Annotated in this window: 16 protein-coding genes; 10 read left to right on the top strand and 6 right to left on the bottom strand. The window is 72.5% G+C overall.

Going from position 1 to position 18,396, the window contains the following annotated elements; all coding sequences use genetic code 11:
- The first annotated feature begins 28 nt into the window (after positions 1 to 28).
- Positions 29 to 799, top strand: coding sequence for a gamma-glutamyl-gamma-aminobutyrate hydrolase family protein (locus ACGF3J_RS35715; RefSeq protein ID WP_393855688.1), 771 nt, complete (start codon positions 29 to 31; stop codon positions 797 to 799).
- A gap of 53 nt (positions 800 to 852) precedes the next feature.
- The gene (locus tag ACGF3J_RS35710) at positions 853 to 1,359 is read left to right on the top strand and encodes a carboxymuconolactone decarboxylase family protein (protein WP_161332712.1); all 507 of its coding nucleotides are present in this window, start codon (positions 853 to 855) and stop codon (positions 1,357 to 1,359) included.
- A gap of 73 nt (positions 1,360 to 1,432) precedes the next feature.
- On the opposite strand, the gene ACGF3J_RS35705 is transcribed toward ACGF3J_RS35710, so the two are convergent.
- From ACGF3J_RS35705 to ACGF3J_RS35695, 3 genes are all read right to left on the bottom strand, one after another.
- Positions 1,433 to 2,815 carry an NDP-hexose 2,3-dehydratase family protein gene (locus ACGF3J_RS35705; protein ID WP_161332713.1) on the bottom strand — a complete coding sequence of 461 codons (1,383 nt, stop codon included), beginning with the start codon at positions 2,813 to 2,815 and terminating at the stop codon, positions 1,433 to 1,435.
- Positions 2,812 to 3,792 (bottom strand): dTDP-glucose 4,6-dehydratase, encoded by a 981-nt coding sequence (gene rfbB, locus ACGF3J_RS35700; RefSeq protein ID WP_393855687.1) that lies wholly within the window; start codon positions 3,790 to 3,792, stop codon positions 2,812 to 2,814. The genes ACGF3J_RS35705 and rfbB overlap by 4 nt, the downstream gene beginning before the upstream one ends.
- A gap of 174 nt (positions 3,793 to 3,966) precedes the next feature.
- Positions 3,967 to 4,314 carry a VOC family protein gene (locus ACGF3J_RS35695; RefSeq protein WP_393855686.1) on the bottom strand — a complete coding sequence of 116 codons (348 nt, stop codon included), beginning with the start codon at positions 4,312 to 4,314 and terminating at the stop codon, positions 3,967 to 3,969.
- A 177-nt stretch (positions 4,315 to 4,491) separates the two neighbouring features.
- Here ACGF3J_RS35695 and ACGF3J_RS35690 point away from each other — a divergent pair, with 177 nt between their 5' ends.
- Positions 4,492 to 6,024: an alpha/beta fold hydrolase gene (locus ACGF3J_RS35690; RefSeq protein ID WP_202559113.1), complete on the top strand. Its 1,533-nt coding sequence runs from the start codon at positions 4,492 to 4,494 to the stop codon at positions 6,022 to 6,024.
- Between the two features lie 61 nt (positions 6,025 to 6,085).
- On the opposite strand, the gene ACGF3J_RS35685 is transcribed toward ACGF3J_RS35690, so the two are convergent.
- Positions 6,086 to 7,411 (bottom strand): nucleotide disphospho-sugar-binding domain-containing protein, encoded by a 1,326-nt coding sequence (locus ACGF3J_RS35685; protein ID WP_161332351.1) that lies wholly within the window; start codon positions 7,409 to 7,411, stop codon positions 6,086 to 6,088.
- A gap of 87 nt (positions 7,412 to 7,498) precedes the next feature.
- Positions 7,499 to 8,698 (bottom strand): MFS transporter, encoded by a 1,200-nt coding sequence (locus ACGF3J_RS35680; RefSeq protein WP_393855685.1) that lies wholly within the window; start codon positions 8,696 to 8,698, stop codon positions 7,499 to 7,501.
- Positions 8,699 to 8,775: 77 nt separating this feature from the next.
- Between ACGF3J_RS35680 and ACGF3J_RS35675 the strand changes: the two genes are divergently transcribed.
- A complete protein-coding gene (locus tag ACGF3J_RS35675) occupies positions 8,776 to 10,053 on the top strand; it encodes an ATP-grasp domain-containing protein (protein ID WP_393855684.1) in 1,278 nt (425 codons plus the stop codon).
- 37 nt (positions 10,054 to 10,090) lie between these two features.
- On the opposite strand, the gene ACGF3J_RS35670 is transcribed toward ACGF3J_RS35675, so the two are convergent.
- Positions 10,091 to 10,891: a phytanoyl-CoA dioxygenase family protein gene (locus ACGF3J_RS35670; RefSeq protein WP_393855683.1), complete on the bottom strand. Its 801-nt coding sequence runs from the start codon at positions 10,889 to 10,891 to the stop codon at positions 10,091 to 10,093.
- 313 nt (positions 10,892 to 11,204) lie between these two features.
- On the opposite strand from ACGF3J_RS35670, the gene ACGF3J_RS35665 reads away from it, so the two are divergent.
- Genes ACGF3J_RS35665 through ACGF3J_RS35640 form a run of 6 tightly spaced genes read left to right on the top strand, consistent with a single transcriptional unit; the run spans position 11,205 to position 18,395 of the window.
- Entirely contained in the window at positions 11,205 to 12,572 is a 1,368-nt protein-coding gene (locus tag ACGF3J_RS35665; RefSeq protein ID WP_393855682.1) for an SUMF1/EgtB/PvdO family nonheme iron enzyme, read from the top strand.
- Positions 12,572 to 13,978: an MBL fold metallo-hydrolase gene (locus ACGF3J_RS35660; RefSeq protein ID WP_393855681.1), complete on the top strand. Its 1,407-nt coding sequence runs from the start codon at positions 12,572 to 12,574 to the stop codon at positions 13,976 to 13,978. The genes ACGF3J_RS35665 and ACGF3J_RS35660 overlap by 1 nt, the downstream gene beginning before the upstream one ends.
- Positions 13,975 to 14,973 carry an alpha/beta hydrolase-fold protein gene (locus tag ACGF3J_RS35655; RefSeq protein ID WP_393855680.1) on the top strand — a complete coding sequence of 333 codons (999 nt, stop codon included), beginning with the start codon at positions 13,975 to 13,977 and terminating at the stop codon, positions 14,971 to 14,973. Before ACGF3J_RS35660 ends, ACGF3J_RS35655 begins: the two co-directional genes overlap by 4 nt.
- On the top strand, positions 14,961 to 16,805 hold the full coding sequence (locus ACGF3J_RS35650; RefSeq protein ID WP_161332356.1) for an asparagine synthetase B: 1,845 nt from the start codon (positions 14,961 to 14,963) through the stop codon (positions 16,803 to 16,805). Before ACGF3J_RS35655 ends, ACGF3J_RS35650 begins: the two co-directional genes overlap by 13 nt.
- The gene (locus tag ACGF3J_RS35645) at positions 16,744 to 17,844 is read left to right on the top strand and encodes a hypothetical protein (RefSeq protein ID WP_393855679.1); all 1,101 of its coding nucleotides are present in this window, start codon (positions 16,744 to 16,746) and stop codon (positions 17,842 to 17,844) included. The genes ACGF3J_RS35650 and ACGF3J_RS35645 overlap by 62 nt, the downstream gene beginning before the upstream one ends.
- Positions 17,841 to 18,395, top strand: a complete 555-nt coding sequence (locus ACGF3J_RS35640; RefSeq protein WP_393855678.1) for an aldehyde dehydrogenase family protein — start codon at positions 17,841 to 17,843, stop codon at positions 18,393 to 18,395. The genes ACGF3J_RS35645 and ACGF3J_RS35640 overlap by 4 nt, the downstream gene beginning before the upstream one ends.
- Position 18,396 lies beyond the last annotated feature (1 nt).

Raw genomic sequence — 18,396 nt, 5'->3', positions numbered from 1 at the left:
GTTGAACCCGGAAATCACGAGGTTGGTCATGAATTCAGACACGAACCGGCCGGTGCGCGCCGGGCGGCGGCCGGTGGTCGGGATCTGCGCCCGGACGGCGCCCGTCACCCTCCAGGGCAGCGACCTGGTCGTCTCCCTGGCGCTCCAGGCGCACGTGGCCTTCCTGTCCGAGGCGGGCTGCACCCCCCTGCTGCTCCCGCTGCTGCCCGGAGCCGAGGACCTGGCCGGCCGCCTCGACGGGCTGCTGGTCCCGGGCGGTCCCGACCTGGACCCGACGCTGTACGGCGCGCACGCCCATCCGGCGACCCGGGCGCTGGACCCGGACGCCGACCGTGTCGAACTCGCCCTGGTCGGGCGGGCTCTCGAGGCGAAGGTGCCGGTCCTGGCGGTCTGCCGCGGCATGCAGCTGCTCAACGTGCTGCACGGAGGCACCCTCCACCAGCACCTGGCGGACGTCACGGGCCACGACGGCCACCGTCCGCGGACGCCGTCCTTCACTCTCGGACGTCGCCCGCTGAAGCTGCTGCCCGGCAGCCGGATCGCCGGCATCCTCGACGAGGCCGATCCCGTCACGGCCTGCCACCACCACCAGGCGGTGGACCGGCTCGGCGAGGGCCTCAGCGCCACCGGATGGGCCGAGGACGGGACCGTCGAGGCCGTCGAGGTCACGGACCATCCCTTTGCGGTCGGTGTGCAGTGGGAGTGCGGGCAAACGGCCGACAAACGACTTCACCAAGCTCTCGCGGGGGCAGCCGGAGGTGCGAACCATCAACCGGCCGCCGCAATTTTGAGAAATTGAGAAAAGGCGCCCCCGTGCGCAGAATGTTTTCGATCCCCATGCGAAGGAGAATCATGTCGCCGCGGATGCCCAACCCCTCGTTGGTGGTTCCCGACGTTCTTCCGCCCATGCGCGCGCTGGTCAAGGCCGTCAACAGCGTCGGTGTGCCGCTGCAGACGCTCGTGCTCATCCACTTGAGGGTGAGCCAGATCAACGGCCGCACGGTGGAACTCCCCAAGAAGCAGAAGGAGTTCGAGGAGGCGGGGGAGGAGGACCACCGTCTGCCGGTGGTGGAGAGCTGGCGTGAGCAGACCTGCTTCACCGACGCCGAGCGCTCCGTGCTGGCGCTGGCCGAGGCCGCCACGCGCATCAACGACCGCGAGGACCCGGTGTCGGACGAGGTGTGGGAGGAGGCCGCGCGGCACTGGAGCGAGGTGCAGCTCGCCGCCGTCGTCATGCACATCGGCCTGGTGAACCTCTGGAACCGGGTCAACGTCGTCACCAAGCAGGAGCCGGTGGACTGGCGGATCAACCCGAAGAAGTGGACCCCGATGACCAGTCGGCTCACCCCGGCGCAGTAGACCCGCAACGGCATCGGCCCTGTCCGGCGGCTCACCGCCGGACAGGGCCGATGCCGTTGCGGGCACGCCCGGCTCAGCCGGCGCCGGCGCCCCGCGTGACCGTACCGAGGACGGCGAGCAGCGTCCTGGCCTGCACGTTGACGTAGCGGCTGTGCCCGGCGAGCCAGTTCAGCTGGCCCGGCGTGACCCACAGGTACCCCGGGGGCGGCTGGGCGGGTGTCGTCGCCTCGTCGGTCTCCACGATCAGGTAGCGGCTCTCGGCGTTGAGGAACCGGCCGCCCTCCTCGGAGTGGACCGTCGAGTACCGGACGCGGCCGGGGGAGGCGTTCAGTACCGCGTCGAGGAAGGGCGGGCGCTGCTCCGCCGGCAGCGGGGCGTAGTTCGACGGGGCGCACTGCACGGTCGGCGCCAGTTCGACGGTGTCGAGGAAGCCGCCCTCCACCCGCGCGTGCGCGAGGACGTGCGGCACCCCGTCGAACACCCGGTAGGCGAAACCGACGACCCCCCTCTCCACCGGCTCGATGATCGGCTGGCTCCAGCCGGCGACCTCACGCCCGGCGCCCTCGACCGACACCGCCACCACCCGGAAGAACCTGCCGTCCTCCCGGCTGACGGCGTCCTCGCCGGTCCGCCAACCGGCGATCTCACGCAGGGGCATGCGACGGGCGTGGACGTCGTGGCGGGCCCGCTCTCCCGTGAACCAGGTCAGCAGGCCGGAGTCGGACGACAGCGCCCTGCTCCCGTCCGGCACCGACGGAGCGCTCGCCAGGACGGTGCGCGCGTCCATGTTCACGACGTTGTCGTGCCCCAGCAGCTCAAGGATCTGCCCGAGGGTGAGCCAGCGGAACGTGTCGTCGGCCGGTACGTCGCCGTCCACCTCGACGATCATGTTGCGGTTGCGCTTGCGGTAGAACCAGGCGCCGTGCTCGGACTGCAGGACGTCCGTGAGCACCCGGCCTTGCTCGGGGGCGAGGAAGTGCTCCAGGTACTTCACCGCCGTCCCGCCGTGGGCCTTGGTGTAGTTGCTGCGGGTGGCCTGGACGGTGGGGGACAGCTGCACCAGGTTCGGGTTGCCGGGCTCCATCTTCGCCTGCATGAGGAAGTGCAGGACCCCGTCGAACTCCTTGGCGAGGATGCCGAGGATGCCGATCTCCGGCTGCACGATGATCGGCTGCTGCCACTCGGCGCCGGGCCGGGTGACGTGCAGCCCCTCGACGGTGAAGAACCGCCCGCTGCTGTGCCGCAGGTCGCCGGTGTCCGGCGCGAACGACCAGTGGCCGAGTCCGGCGAAGGGGATGCGGCGGACCACCGTCCCGGCGGCCCTGCGGTGCCGGTCCAGCCAGCCCCGCACCTCGGAGGCCTGGATGTGGACCCCGGCCGTCGTCGCGGCGGACCGGGCGAGCCGCTCGGCGGTGCCCGCCCTGGAGCGCGGGACCAGCACGGCCGGCGCGCTCACGGCCGACCACCGCTGTCCTTGACCGGCTTCCACCAGCGGGGGTTGTCCCGGTACCAGGCCACGGTCTCGGCCAGGCCCGCGTCGAAGGAGGTCAGCGGCAGGTGGCCGAGCTCGCGCTCGATCTTGCCCTGGTCCAGGGCGTAGCGCCGGTCGTGGGCCTTGCGGTCGCTGACGTGCCGGATCATGTCCGCGTCCGCTCCGCACAGTTCGGCGACGCGGTGGGCCAGCGTGAGGTTCGCCACCGCCGTGCCGGCCCCGATGTTGTAGACCTCGCCCGCCCGGCCCCCGGTGAGCACCCGGTGCACCGCCCGGCAGTGGTCGTCGACGTGCAGCCACTCACGGACCTGGCCACCGTCCCCGTAGACGGGGATGGGGCGTCCCTCGAGCAGGTTGGTGACGGCGAGCGGGATGAACTTCTCGGGGTGCTGGTAGGGGCCGTAGTTGTTGGAGCAGCGGGTGACCGACAGGTTCAGCCGGTGCGTGCGGACGTAGGACAGGGCCACCAGGTCGGAGGCCGCCTTGGACGCCGCGTAGGGCGAGTTGGGAAGGAGCGGGGACTCCTCGGTCCACACGCCCTCCTCGATGGAGCCGTACACCTCGTCCGTCGAGACGTGCACCACCCGCTCGACGCCGGCCGCGAGGCACGCCTCGAGCAGCGCCTGGGTGCCCTCCACGTTGGTGCGGACGAACACCGCGCCGCCGGCGATGGAACGGTCGACATGGCTCTCGGCCGCGAAGTGGACCACCGCGTCCTGACCGCGCAGCACCTCCCCCAGCAGGCCCCGGTCGAGGATGCTCCCGCGCACGAAGGTGAGCCGCGGGTGGGAGGCGGGCAGGTTGTCGCGGTTTCCCGCGTAGGTCAGTTCGTCCAGAACCGTGACGTGCGCGTCCTCGAATTCCGGAAACTTGCCGTCGAGCATGGTCCGTACGTAATGCGAGCCGATGAATCCGGCGCCGCCTGTGACGAGAACCATCATGAGACCACACCGCAGTCGCCGCGGCCGGAAAAACCCGCTCGGAACATGTCCTCTTCCCCTTTCGACGAGGGGACTCATGACGGGCGTCCCCGTCCGGTGAGGCTGAACGGCCGCCCTCGAAACCCTCTCGAGACGGGCTCGAAGAGCTCGGGGCGGCCGGTGGCGGGCCGGGCGTCAGCTGTCCTGCAGCAGCCCGACGACGTTGCCGTCCGGGTCGGTGAAGGTGGCCACCCGGCGGCCGCCGCCGACGTCCTTGGCGGGGCTGGTCACCGTGGCGCCCGCAGCCGTCACCTCGGACAGCTTCGCCTCGATGTCGGCCACGTGCCAGTACGCGACCTGCGCGTCCTGCGCCCCCGCCGGCACCAGGCCGACGTGCTGACCCGCGACGTCGAAGCCGACGTAGTACTCCGAGTCGGTCTGCGGCTCGATGCCGAACAGGACGGTGTACAGCTTCTTGGCCGCCGCCACGTCCGCTACGGGATGCAGCACGGTCTTGATTCCCTGGATGGCCGAGTCAGCCATTTTCACTCCCGGGGGTTGGGATTCTGTCGCCTCATGCTAGGGAAATCCAGGGACCCGCTGCATCTTCGCGCATATCGCCTCGAGCGGTTTTCCAGGCGTTCTTGACCGTGAGCCGACAGGCCGGTGCCACGCTGCCAGCGCGCTGAATTCAGGAGGGGAATTGTGAGAAGACTTGCGTTGGTCTCAACAGTGATCGCGACCGGTCTGGTGGCCCCGGCCGTCGCTCCGGTGGCGGTGGCGGACGAGGCACCGTCCGCTCCCGCCGCCAGTGTGGCGTGGGTACCGTGTCCGGGCGGGGACCCGGTCCTCGGCGACATGCTCCAGGGCCTGGAGTGCGGCACGGTGCAGGTGCCGCTCGACTACGACGACCCCGAGGGCAGGCAGATCAGCCTGGCGCTGACCCGGGCCAGGCACACCGTCCCCGACCACGAGTACAAGGGTGTCGTCGTCCTCAACCGCGGCCAGTGGCCGGGCGGCATCGGCCGGGACCTGCCCACCCGGTACGCCGAGGGCACCACCGGGCTGGCCAACGACGTCGGCGACGCCTACGACTGGATCGGCTTCGACCCGCGCGGTGTCGGCGCCAGCGAGCCGGCCGTCGTCTGCGACAGCGACTACCTCGACCCCGGGCACGCCCAGCCCGACCCGGTGCCGGCCACGCCGGCCGCCGAGCAGGAGTGGACGGAGCGGGCCCGCGCGTACGCCGAGAGCTGCGGCGACAAGTACGGGGACGTGCTGAAGCACCTCGGCACCCAGGAGGCCGCGCGCGACCTCGACCGGATGCGCGTCGCGCTCGGCCAGGACAAGATCACCTACTTCGGCACCGACTGGGGCACCTACCTCGGCTCGATGTACGCCACGATGTTCCCCAACCGGGTGGACCGGATGGTGCTGGACAGTGTGGTGCGCCCCAGCACGGTGGGCTACCGCGGCAGCCTGCGCAAGAACGTGACGTCCGAGCGGAACGCCGAGATCTTCTTCGCCTGGGTCGCCAAGTACGACGCCGTCTACCACCTGGGTGACACCGCGGCCGAGGTCGAGGCGAACTACTACGAGGGCCAGGACGCGCTGCGCGCCGCGCCGGTCGACGGCAGGATCGGCCCGTCCGAGTGGGCGGACGTCTTCGAACCGGTCGTCTACCGCAGCTGGACCTGGCTGTCCCGCGCGCAGATACTCTCCGACTGGGTGGTGGACGGCGACCCGGCCTCGCTGCGGGCCAACTACTCACCTCCCGGCTTCCCCCACCAGAACCGGCACGCGATGACCAACGCGGTCAACTGCCTGGACGGCCCCTGGCCGACCAACTGGAACCGGTGGCACCGCGCCCACACCCGCCAGTACGACGCCGGTAACCGTTTCCTGACCTGGACCAACGCCTGGTACAACGCGCCGTGCGCCTTCTGGCCGGAGCCCGCCAGGAGTGAACCGCGCGAGATCGGCGACGACGGCGTGGACGTCCTGCTGGTGCAGCCGCAGTACGACACCGCGCACGGCACCGCCGGCGCCGTCGAGACGCACGCGCTGTTCCCGAACTCCCGGCTGGTCCTGGAGAAGGGCGGCCACAACGTCGGCGCGGCGCTGTCGGCCAACAACAACGCCTGCCTCAACAAGTACGTCGGTGACTTCCTGAGGGACGGCACCCGCCCCGCCTCCCGCAGCGGGGCCGACGCCACCTGCAAGGCGTCACCGGACCCGGTTCCCGCGTCCTGACCCCGCACCGGACGGGCCCCGCACGGTCACCGTGCGGGGCCCGTCGGCCGTGCTCCACGCGTCAGCGCGGGGCGGGCGCCGCCTGCTCGCGGTGGGCGGTGACCACGTCCCGCAGGGTGTGCGCCAGCTCGTTGGGCGTGGGCATCACCAGCATCTCCTCCCGCAGCCGCCGGGCGTTCGCACGCAGGGGCCCGTCCTGGAGCAGGCGGACGAGCGCGGCGCGGACCGCGGGCCCGTCCGCCTCGGCGGGGGTCATGGCCAGGCCCGCGCCCGCCCGCTCCAGGCAACGGAACTTCAGCGGGGCGTCGAAGGCCCGCCCGATCAGCAACTGGGGCACGCCGTGGCGCAGGGCGCAGCCGAAGGACCAGGTGCCGCCGTGGTGCACCACGGCCGAGCAGGTCGGCAGCGCCTCGGACAGGGGAACGGACTCCACCAGGCGGGTGTTGGCCGGCACGTCGCGCAGGTGGCGCCGCGAGTCCGGCGGCAGGGCCAGGACCAGTTCCACGTCCAGGTCGGCCACCGAGTCGAGGATCCGCTGAATGCGTTCGACGGGCAGCAGCAGCCGTACCGGCCCGTCGTTGACCGAGTCGCCGAAGGTCATCAGGACTCGCGGTGCGCGCGGCGGCCGGGCGAGCCATCCGGGCACGACGGCCGGACCGTTGTAGGCAACGAACTGCACGGGAAGCGTGGTCGGCCGGGGGTCGGGGCGGAACGCCTCGGGGAGCGGGGCGACGGTGAACTGGCCGTTGACCAGGTCCTCGGAGAACTCCACGCCGTACTTGCCGGCCCAGCCCGTCAGCCAGTCGCGCAGGGTGTCGACGCGCCGCTCCGGCGGCTGCAGGGCCCGGGCGTGCAGGAAGTCCTCCCGCAGGCGGGTGTAGACGTCGACGGAGTACAGCACCCTGGCGTGTGCCGCGCCCACCGCCGCGGCGGCCACCGCCCCCGCGAACGCCTTCGCGCCCCAGAGCACCAGGTCCGGCTGCCACGCTCGGGCGGCGGCGACCAGGTCCTCCATCATCGGGTCGTTCGACCGCCGGGCCTGGGGCAGCACCAGGTCGTCGACGACCCTGGACACCTGCTCCCAGCCCAGCCGCTCACGGTCCGGCCGGATGTCGAACAGCGGTTCCAGACCCGGCCCCTGTCGCGGCGCCAGGCGCGCGGACTGCGCGCGGTCCGAGGACTGACGCCGGTCCCGCTGCCTGCGTACCTCGGGCGTCTCACCGGGCCCGACGGCCACAGCGGTCAGCCCCGCCCCGGTGACGGCGTCGAGCAGGTCGGGCCAGCCGGCCACCCGCACCTCGTGCCCGGCGGTCTGGAGCGACCACGCCAGCGGCACCAGGTTGAACACATGCGTCTTCCACGGGAACGGCACGATGAGGACCCGCACGATGGCACTTCCTTGACGTCGGGGATCAGGGACGGACTGGCGGGCGAGGGCCGCGCTCCGCGGCCTCGCCCGCCAGTCCGTCCCTGATCACGCGTCCTGCATGTGTCTTCTCCACGTGTGCCGTGTACCGCCGGTCGAGGCGGTGACGAGGAGGGTGACCGCGGCGACGGCGAAGGCGGTGGCCAGGGGGCCCACGAGGTCGCAGAGCGCGCCCGTCGCCAGGATGGAGAGCGCCACGCCGGAGGGGAGCAGGGTGGCCCGGAACGTCACGACCGACGGCAGCTGCGCGTCGGATGCCGTGGCCAGCAGCCGGTTGTTGAAGTGGACGTAGGCCATCTCGAACAGCACCAGGAAGAGTGCGTACAGCGTGAGCGTGGGCACCGTGCCGCCGGCCAGCACCGCCGCCAGCAGGGGTGGCATGGGAAGCACCGCCCAGGCGGCCGACGGCACCCGGTCGAGGTACCGCTGGGCCGGCAGGGCGGCGAGGGAGCCGGCGAACAGCGCCACCGAGGAGACGGCGACGAAGACGCCCACCAGGCGGGTGCCGCCGCCGAGCAACTGGACCGGGACGACCGTGACGGCCACCGTGTGGAAGCCCTGCCAGAAGGACACCAGCAGGAACCGGGCGAACAGTCTGCGCAGCACCGGGTCGTCGACGCGCGGGCGCGCGGGCGCCGCGGCCCGGGAGCCGTCCGGGGTGCCCGCGGGGGCCGGCTTCGCAGACGCCGGCAGTGCCCAGGCGAGCAGGGCGGAGACCACCAGGGTCGCCGCGTTCACCGCGAGCAGTCCCCGCAGCGGGAGGGCGGACGCGGCCGGACCCGCCAGCGCGGCACCGAGGCTGAGCCCGGTCAGCTTGCCTATCTCCGCGACGGTGTTGGCCCGGTCCAGCCGTTGCGGCCGGACCGTGTCGCGCAGGACGACCGCCGTCGCCGCGCGGGTCACCGCCTCGAAGTAGCCGCGGGCCAGCAGCAGTACGACGGTGACCGCGAGCAGTGAGCGCCCCGGCGCCACGAGCGCCGCCGCCGTCAGTACCAGGCTCGCCGCCTCGGCCAGCCGGACGAGGCGTTGCGGGGCGTGCCGGGCGAGCAGCCGGTTGAGCGGGCCGGCCAGCAGCAGCGCGGGCAGCCACGGCGCGCTCAGCACGGCCCCGGCCAGCAGACCCGACCCGGTGACCGACCCCACGTGCGTGGAAAGGCTCACCAGCACAAGGAAGCTTCCGCAGGTGTTGACGAAAAGCAGTACCGGAGTGCAGTGCGGCGAGCGGAAATTCGCGGAAAAGGACGTCATCAGGTATTCCTCCGAAGGGGGAGGATCGCAGAGTTGAACGGCTTTTCGCGAGGGAAAGGTCTCTCTACTTTGAACACATGACAGCAGCCATCGAGGGCCGCCCGTGCATCGTAATGGTCGACGCGTACGCCGCGGTCCGTTCACTTGTCCTGGCATTTTTGGAGCAGGGATGCTCCATCGTCCGCGTGCAGAGCACCCGGGAAGTTCCCTACGTCTACCGCACGGCCCCGTACGTGCCCGGCGACTTCGTCGCCGACCTCGTGCACGACGGTGACCTGGAGGCCACCGTCGCGGCCGTCGCGGGGTACGGACCCGTCGCGGTGGTCTCGGGAGGCGAGAGCGGGGTGGAGTTCGCGGACCTGCTCGCACAGCGGCTGGGTCTGCCCGGCAACGGGACCGACCTGAGCGCCGCGCGGCGGGACAAGCACCTCATGGTCGAGGCCGTGCGCGCCGCCGGACTGCGCGCCGCCCGGCAACTGCGCGCCACCGACGCGGGCGAGCTGGCCGCCTGGCACCGTGACCTCGGCGGCCGTGTCGTCGTCAAGCCGCCCCGCAGCTCGGGCAGCCAAGGGGTCTTCTTCTGCGACACCCCCCAGGAGTCGGTCGCCGCCTTCGAGGCCCTGGCCGGTGCCGACGACGTCTTCTCCCGGCCCAACGAGGGAGCCGTGGCGCAGGAGTACCTGCCCGGCACCGAGTACATGGTGAACACCGTCAGCCGGGACGGCCGCCACCACCTGTGCGACGTCTGGCGCACCGGCCGTCTCAGCGCGAACGGTGTCGTCGACCTCTGCGACGCCCTGATGCTCATCGACTCGGCGAGCCGGGTGGTGGCGCCCCTGCGGGAGTACGCCTTCGACGTGCTGGACGCCCTCGGCATCCGCCACGGTCCGGCGCACCTGGAGATCCGGATGACGCCGTCGGGGCCGTGCCTGGTGGAGGTCGGGGCCCGGGTCGCCGGCGGGGGCATCCCGGCCTGCGCCGGCCTGGGCATCGGCGAGTCGCAACTGGAGTGGACCGTCGACGCCTACCTGCACCCGGACCGTTTCCACGCCCGGGCCGGAACGCCGTACCGCGTGCGGCGCTACAGCGCGATCGCCGGCATGATCTCACCGGCCCAGGGGGTGCTCGGCGCGTACCGGGGGATCGAGGAGATCGAGCGCCTGGAGAGCTTCCACGGCCTGGCGACCCTGGTGGAACCGGGGCAGGAGATCTCCCGGACGGTCGACGACCTCACCTACCCGGTCATCGTGACGCTGCTGCACGACCTCGAAGAGGTCGTGCAGCGGGACCTGAACACGATCCGGCACCTCGACGGCGCCGCGTTCTACGCCCTGGACCACTCGGTGAGCGCCTGAGCACGCCGTTCGACTGCCGACCTGCCGCGGTCGAACGTCACAGCCGGGCGACGGCGGCAGGCTCCATCCGCGTCCAGGCCGGCCGCGGCACCCGGTAGACGAAGCTGACGGCCGTACGCGGCTGCGCCGCCGTCGTGTTGGGCGCCGAGCGGTGCAGCACCATGCCGTCGAACATGACGGCGGAACCGGGTTCCAGGGGGACGGCGACCGGGCCGGTCCCGAGCGGCAGGTGCCGGTCCGCGACGTGCGGCTCCACCGCCCCCGTCAGCGGCGGCTCGCCCGGCAGCCGCTCGCGGTCCCCGGAGTGCGGGAACAGTCCGAGCAGGTGCGAGCCGGGGATGAACTCCAGGCAGCCGTTGTCCCGGGTGGCGGGTTCCAGCGCGATCCATATCGTCACGATGCCGTGCTCCTCGGCGCCGAACGACGCGGGCGCGAACGCGATGTCCTGATGCCAGGGCTTGGCCGAGCCCACCACGGGCGGCTTGGCCCACAGGAAGGCGTTGACCAGGGTGCCGGGGCTTGCGGCGGCCCCCGCGACCGGCCCGCCGCCCAGGTCCAGCGCCCGCTGCACGGAGTCGAACTCGGGGACGTGCTCGTGGATGCGGTCGGCCGAGCGCAGTACGCCCGTCAGGGCCCGGGCGCCCTGCTGCCAGGCCGCCCAGCCGCCGATGCCGGGCGCCTCCAGGACGAAGTCGTCGCTCGAGACCGTACGGTCGCGGGCGATCTCCTCCAGCCGGGCCACCGCCCCGCGGAGCCGGGCGAGCGCGTCGCCCGCCGCCACCCCGGGCAGGCGCACGAATCCGTTCTCCCGCAGTTCACGGTCATGGGTGTCGCCCATTCTTCTCTCCCTCTCCACACGTCGGCCGTCGCGAACCTACCGGCACATATCACGGGAATGTTCATGTTCAACTCCCGGTCTTCAAGGGCCGTTGCCGTGCCTTCCGGGACATCCCTATGCTTCCGGGCCGTGAGGATTGGGCCCACACAGAACTCGATACGGCGGAGGGAGTGAAAAATGACCGACCGCGACTTCATCGAAACCCGTGACGCTGACGAGGAAACCAGCAAGTGGTGATTCCCTGACCAGCGGAACGCGCCGCCCGTATGGAATCGAATCCGTACGGGCGGCGCGTCGTCACAGAGAGGCTGAGATGGTAGGAAATCGCGTTTCAGAAGTCATCGACGTTCCCGCCGATCTGCTGGTGACCGACGACTCCACCGACGACCGCTACTGGGCGTCGGTGGAACGCGTCGTCGCGCTGGCCGAGGACCGGGGGCAAACCGCCGACGGGATCCCGCTGCTGGCGTCTGTCGCGGTCTCCCACCCCGACTGGCCGGTGCGGGCCGGCGCGGTGCGCCTGCTGGCACGGCACCACGCGGGCGACCCGGCCGCCGACTCCGCGGTGGCCGCGGCCACCCACGACACCGTCGACTGGGTCGCCTTCACGGCGCTGAAGGTCATCGCGGAGCACCGGATCTCCGCCGCCGTCCCCGACCTCATCCGCATCTCCGGGTGGCCCAGCAACTTCACCCGGGCCGACTGGACCCGCAAGCCCGTCGGCTGCGGAGCGGCGCTCACCAAGCGGGCCCTGATCGCCGTCTTCGGCACCCGTGACCCCGCCGAGCTCCGCCGCCTGGAGGACGAGTACTTCTCGGACCTGCGGGCCCGGCTGGACACCGCGCGCAAGCGGCCCCGCCGCTCCACCGACGTCGTCCTGGTACCCGGCGGCCCGGCGGTCATCGGCGCCGACGAGCAGCCCGACGCCTTCCGCATGGCACAGGACGACAGCACGCTGCGCGCCGTGGACGTGCCCGCGTTCCTCATCGACCGCACGACGGTGACCAACGCCCGCTACCGCGAGTTCCTCGACGAGGTGGGCGACAGCGGCGAGTTCGACCACCCGGACCAGCCGCTCCAGCGCTCGCACCGCCCGGTGCACTGGCACGACCCGCGTTTCAACGCACCCGACCTGCCCGTCGTCGGCATCGACTGGTACGACGCCTACGCCTTCGCGAAGTGGGCGGGCGGTGCGCTGCCCAGCGAGGTCCAGTGGGAGAAGGCCGCGCGCGGCGTCGACGGCCGCCGCTTTCCGTGGGGCCAGGAGTGGGACCCGGACCGGGTGAACTACGTCGAGCGGTCGTTCGGCGAGGAGGTGGCCGACCTCGACTCCCTCGAGGCTCTGCTGGTCACCGTCTCGCAGGGCGACAACCCCTCCCACCCGGTGCTTCCCGCCGACGCCCTCCCGCAGGGCGCCAGCCCCTACGGCGCCCTGCAGATGTCGGGCAACGTCTGGGAGCTGACGCGGACCAACTTCTACACCGGCGACGACATGGACCCCTTCTTCAAGGGCCGGCACCCGCTGGACTTCATGAACCGCAAGGACGCTTTCCACGTGCTGCGCGGCGGCACCTGGACCTCCCCGCGCTCCTGCCTGACCACGTTCTACCGGGGCAAGGACCTGATCACCGACCGGCACAACGAGGTCGGCTTCCGCTGCGTGTACGGAACGGGCCTGTGATGCGACTGACCTCCCTCGGCCACGCGGCCGTCCTCGTCGAGACGGGGGCGGAGCGCATCCTCTTCGACCCGTGGCTCACCCAGCGCCTGGACCGCTTCTGGGAACACCACCCGCCGCTGCCGGACCAGCTGGTGCGCGAGGTCCTCGAGGACGGCGTGGACTACGTGGTGCTCAGCCACCACCACTTCGACCACCACCACTTCCCCTCCCTGCTGCGGCTGGTCGACGGCGCCGACGTGGACTTCGACGACAGCCCGCGCCAGAGCTCCGGGGTCACCTGCATCTACCCGGCCGGTCCCGTGCCGCCGCAGCTGACCGCGTCGGGGCTCGGGCACCAGGCGATCGCCTGGACACTGCGCCGCTTCGGCTACGAGAACCTCCAGCCGGTGACGCCGGGCGACACGGTGACCCTGGGCGGGGCGACCCTGAGGACGTTCCCCTCGGCCGTGTCCTTCCCCGAGATGAGCGTGCTGGTGCAGACCGAGGACGCGGCCGTCATGCTGTGCGGCGACGCGATCCTGCACGAGGACACCGTGGCCGCCTTCGGCCGCCCCGACGCACCGCGCCTCGACGCGCTGTTCGTCCCGGCCCACAGCATCTCCCCGCCCGGGGTGCTCACCGAACGCCGGCCGCTGACCGACCCCGACGCGGTGCGCGCACGCGCCGTCGCCAACTTCGACCGGTACGTCGACGCGCTCCCCGCGTCCGTGACCGTGCCCTCCTCGTTCGGATGGCGGATCAGCGGCGAGGGCGAACGGGACTACGACTGGTGCAACCGCACCATCTTCCCCTTCACCCCCGCCGAGGCCCTGCGCCGCCTCGGCGAGCGGGACCGCGACGGCCTGCTGTGGGGCCCGGGCCAGGTGATCGAGGTCAAGGACGGAAAGGTCGCCCCGGCCGACGGTCCGGTGCCGCCCGGCGGGTACGACTTCGACGAGGTCTACGCGGCGGTCACCCTCGACCCCGGCACCGCCGTGCCGCCGTTCGACGCCTCCCACGACCGGTACGGGCGGCAGAGCCGCGGCTGCGAGGACATGCTGCGCGAGCTGCTGGACCGGCTGGTGGCCACCGACTACTGGTACCGGGCGCTGGACCACGGCGCGGGACGCCACGTCGTCTCGCTGTACGAGGACGACGGCACCGAGACCTCCTTCCTGCTCGACCCGGTGGCGGGCCGGGTGACCCGGCTCGGCCCGGGACCGGCCCGCGGCCACCTCGCCGGCGGCGAGGGCTGGACCGAGATCGCGGCCGCCACGCTGGAGGCGATGCTCGGCGCCGACCTGCTGTTCGGCAGTTCCTTCGGGCTGTGGGCCAGCGACGGCGTCCTGCTCTCCGCGGTCTTCCACCACCCGTCCTTCTACACCCGCCACGTGGAGCGCGCCCAGCGGGAGGCGAGCGGGTCATGAGCGAACCGGTCGTGCTGGAGCACACGAGCGCCTGCCTGCGCGGCAACCCGCTGGGCGACCCGTACCGCCGCCGCGTCGAGGTCCATCTGCCGCCCGGGTACGACGGCGTGCGGCGGTTCCCCGTCGTGTACTGGCTGCCCGGGTTCGGCGCCCATCCGAGCCTCGCCAACCGGGCGCTCGCCTTCGGCGGGTCCGTCGCCGACCGGCTGCGCCGGGCGATGACGGACGGCGTGGTGCCCCCCGCCCTGCTCGTGGTGCCCGACTGCACGACCGCCCACGGCGGTTCGCAGTACATCGACTCCGCCGCCTGTGGCCGCTACGCCGGCCACCTTGCCGAGGTCGTCGCCGAGGTGGACTGCCGCTTCGCGACACTGGCCGAGCCCGCGGGGCGTGCCGTGGCGGGCAAGTCCAGCGGCGGCTACGGCGCGCTGGTGGCGGGCATGACGTCCCGGCTGTTCGCGGCGGTGCTCGCCTTCTCGCCCGACGCCGGGTTCGAGCACTGCTACCTGCCGCTGCTGCCCGCCGCCCTCGACACCGTCCGGGCGGCCGGCGGTGTCGAGGGGCTGCTGGCCCGCCGCGACACCGGCCCGCACGACGTGCCCTTCATGGTCGCGATGAGCATCGTCGCCATGGGCATGTGCTACGCCGACACACCGGGCACCACCCCCGCCGACGCGCTGCCCTGCGACCCCGAGACCGGCCTGTTCCGGGACGAGGTGTGGCAGCGGTGGCTCGGCCACGACCCGGTGCGGATGCTGCCCGCCCACGCCGGCCGGCTCGCCGGACTCGGGCTGCTCCACCTCAGCGTCGGCGAACGCGACGACTACGGCATGCACTGGGGGGTCCGCGCGCTGCACGCGGCCCTGGACGCGCACGGCGTCCCCCACGGCTACCTGGAGCACGAAGGCGGGCACCACGGCATCGAGCACGTGTTCACCGGGGCGCTGGCCCGGTTGTGGGACCTGTGGGGAAAGGACGGCGCATGTGCGGCATAGCCGGGTTCGTCAGCTTCGAGGGACGGCGTGACACCGACTGGATGGCGGCGCTCGGCCGGACGATGACGGACGCCATGGCACACCGTGGCGAGGGGGCCCGCGCCCCGTACGTCTCGGCCTGCGGCACGGTGATGCTGTGCGCGACGCGCCTGGCGGTGCGCGACCGCACCGAGGCGGGCGACCAGCCGATGACCGACCCCACCGGGCGGGTCGTCCTGGTGCACAACGGCGAGGTCTACGGCTCCCGTTCACCCGCTCCGCCGCAGTGGCCCCGCCGCACCACCTGTGACACCGAGTTCGTCCTCCAGCAGGTGTGCCGCCAGGACGATCCCGCGGCCGCCCTGCGGCCGCTGTCGGGCATGTTCGCCCTGGCCTGGCACGACACCTGGACCGGCCGCGTCGTCCTCGCCCGCGACCACTTCGGCGTCAAACCGCTGTTCTACGCCTTCACGCACGGCGGGCTCCTCTTCGCCTCCGAGGCGGGCGTGCTGCTGCGCACCGGCCTGGTGACCCCCGAGGTGGACCCCGAGGAGTACGTCCTGCGGTCCTGGATCAGGATGGACGCGGCCGACGACCGCACCTGGCTGCGCGGCGTGCGCGCCCTGCAGCCCGCCGAGTACCTGTCGGTCGACCGGCCCGGGACGAGCACCCACCGCTACTGGCTCCCCACCCCGGTGGACGGGCTGGTGAGCCCCGAGGAGATCAGGGCCGCCTTCGACGGGGCGATCGCCCAGCGGGCCGCGTCCGACGTCCCGCGGGCGGCGGTGCTCAGCGGCGGCGTCGACAGCACCGCGGCCGTCGCGGGCCTGACCGCACTGGGCGTGCCCGTCGAGGGATACGTCCTGCGCTACCAGGACGGCATCGGCGGCTCGGGCGACGACGTCGCGCACGCGGCCGAGGCCGCCGAGCGCCTGGGCGTACCGCTGACCGTGTGCGACCTGGACCGGCACCGCGCCGCCGAACTCGTCCCCCTCCTGCCCACCCGGCTGATGCGGCCGCTGCTGCACGGCGCCGAACTGGCGATGCACCACCTCTACGGCGCCATCGCCCGCGACCGCAACGTGGTCGTGTACTCGGGCCACGGGGCGGACGAGCTGTGGGGCTACCAGGCCGGCCGCTACTTCCCCGTCGTCGACCCCTACGCGCCCACCTACATCCACGGACGCCACTACCTGACCCACCAGCTCTACTCCGACGAACGGCCGGTGTGGGCGAAGCTGGTGACGTGGATGGCGCGCGAGCTCGACGTCGACATGACGGCGGTGACCGACCTGGTGTGGGAGCGCACCATGGACGAGTACCGGGCGATCAAGACGGCGTCCCCGCTCAAGCGCGGCCGGCACCACCTGCTGCGCCGCTTCCTGGTCTACGTCAACGACATGGTGGACGCCACGTCGGCGACCTTCACCCTGGAGGACCGGCCCGTCTTCCAGGATGTCGCCCTGGCCGAACTGGCCTTCCGCTGCCCCGAGCATCTGAAGGACTCCGGTGAGCCGGGCAGCAGCCACAAGGGCCTGCTCAAGGAGGCGCTCGCCGACCTGCTGCCGGACTCGGTGCGCCACCGGCCCAAGCAGGGCTTCCCCACCCCCACCGACCCGCGGTACGTCCGGCAGCTCGCCTCCCTCGCCGACGAGCTCGGCAGCCCGTTCGCCCTGCCGCCGCTCCCGCCCGGGCTCCGGGACGAGCTGGGCGTGGGCGAGTGGATGTTCCTTGCCTCGACCTCCGCGTGGCTCGGCCACCTCGCGGAGCTCCGCACCGACCTGAGGAGTCATGGTGAGCAGTCCCGCAACCCTGTGGCGCTGGCAGTGCCTGGACCACGCGGCCGCTCTTGACCGGGTACCCCCGGCGATCGAGGAGGCGCGCGCCCAGGACTGGTGCAACTTCGTCCTGTGGCGGCCGTCCCGGCTGCCCGAGGGATGCGACACCAGCGTGGGAACCCTGCGCCGTGAGGCGCCCCCCGGACGGGTCGAGGCCCAGGGGCGCACCCCGTGGAGCGACGCGAACCCGGCCGGCTACCGCACCGAGATCTTTGGCGGGGGCCGGCGGCTGCGCCTCAAGCAGTTCCTGTACGACTGGGCGTTCCCGGCCGCCGACCATCCGTGCCTGTGGGGCAGCCGGACCCGGCCGGCGGAGATCGGCGAGGGCCGGGTGGTCTGGCTCGGGACCGACTACCTGGGCCACCGCGGCGCCAGCGCGCGGCTGGCCCGGACCACCGTCGAACTGTCGGTGACGGAAGGCGAGTTCTCCGACGAGGAGATCGTCGCGCTCTACGCCGCGCTGCGCCCGGCCGTGCCGGAGGCGGTGCCGAGGGTGCTGGGCACGCCGTTCGCCGAACTGAGCTACTGGGCCAGACACCCCGCCGGCATGGTGTCGGTGCCCACCGGCGTCTTCCGCTTCCACCGCCGGGGCCGTGAACACGAGGGCGACTGGGTCCCCTCAAAGAAGGCCGTGGACTTCCTCACCGCCCAGGGGGTGCCGGTGGCCGCGGGGGAGTTCCGCGCCGAGAGCGCCGCCGTCTTCGGCAACGGCGCCGACGTACGCGAACTGGACGTCGTCTACACGTCGCCGGCCGGCGCGGAGCTGCGCCTCACCGTTCAGCGCACCGGTGGCGGACGGCTCGCGTTCCCGCCGGAGCAGGACAAGCACCCCGCCACCACCGAGGAACGCGACCTCGGCGGACGCCCGGTCCGGCTCGGCCACCTCAGCGCCGACTACGGGGCCTGCGACGCCTGGTGGCAGCACCCGGACGGGTACGACCTCAGGCTGCTCGGCAGCGCCGGGGCGGGCCTGGGACCGGAGGCGTTTTTCGGCCTGGTAGCCGGGATCGACGGCGCCCTGCGGCTCGCGGGCAACGCCGGGGTCCTGGGATGAGCGCCGCGGGCCGGCCGGTCCTCGATCCCGCCACCGGCCGTACCGTCACCCACGTGCCGGACACCGACGCGTCCGGCGTCGCCGACGCGGTGGCGCGGGCCGAGGCCGCGTTCCACGGGGGCTGGGCCGACACCTCACCGGCCCGCCGCGGCGGGCTGCTGCGCGAACTCGCCAAGCTCCTGCGCCAGGACCGCGACGAACTCGCCGCACTGGAGCGGCGGGACGCGGGCAAGCCCACCCGGCGTGCCCTGGGCGAGGTGGACTTCGCCGCCGAGGTCGCCGACTGGTTCGCGGCGGCGGCCCGCTACCCGGTGGGGGAGAGCCACCCGGCCGGCCCCGGCATGCGCACCTACACCGACCGGATGCCGGTCGGGGTGTGCGCGGCCGTCGTCCCCAACAACTACTGGGTCAACACCTGGGGCGACACCGAGGAGACCGTCAGCGTCTCGGGCCTGGGCCAGTCCGGGTACGGCCGCGAGCTGGGCATCCACGCGGTGGAGGGCTGCACCAGGCCCCGTGCCGTCTGGATCGCCCACCGGCCGGGACGGTAGG

This window comes from Streptomyces sp. NPDC048171 (assembly GCF_043202655.1).
Taxonomy (GTDB): Bacteria; Actinomycetota; Actinomycetes; order Streptomycetales; family Streptomycetaceae; genus Streptomyces.
Note: the sequence above shows the minus strand (reverse complement) of the source record. Positions and strands in the feature narration are given on the sequence as shown.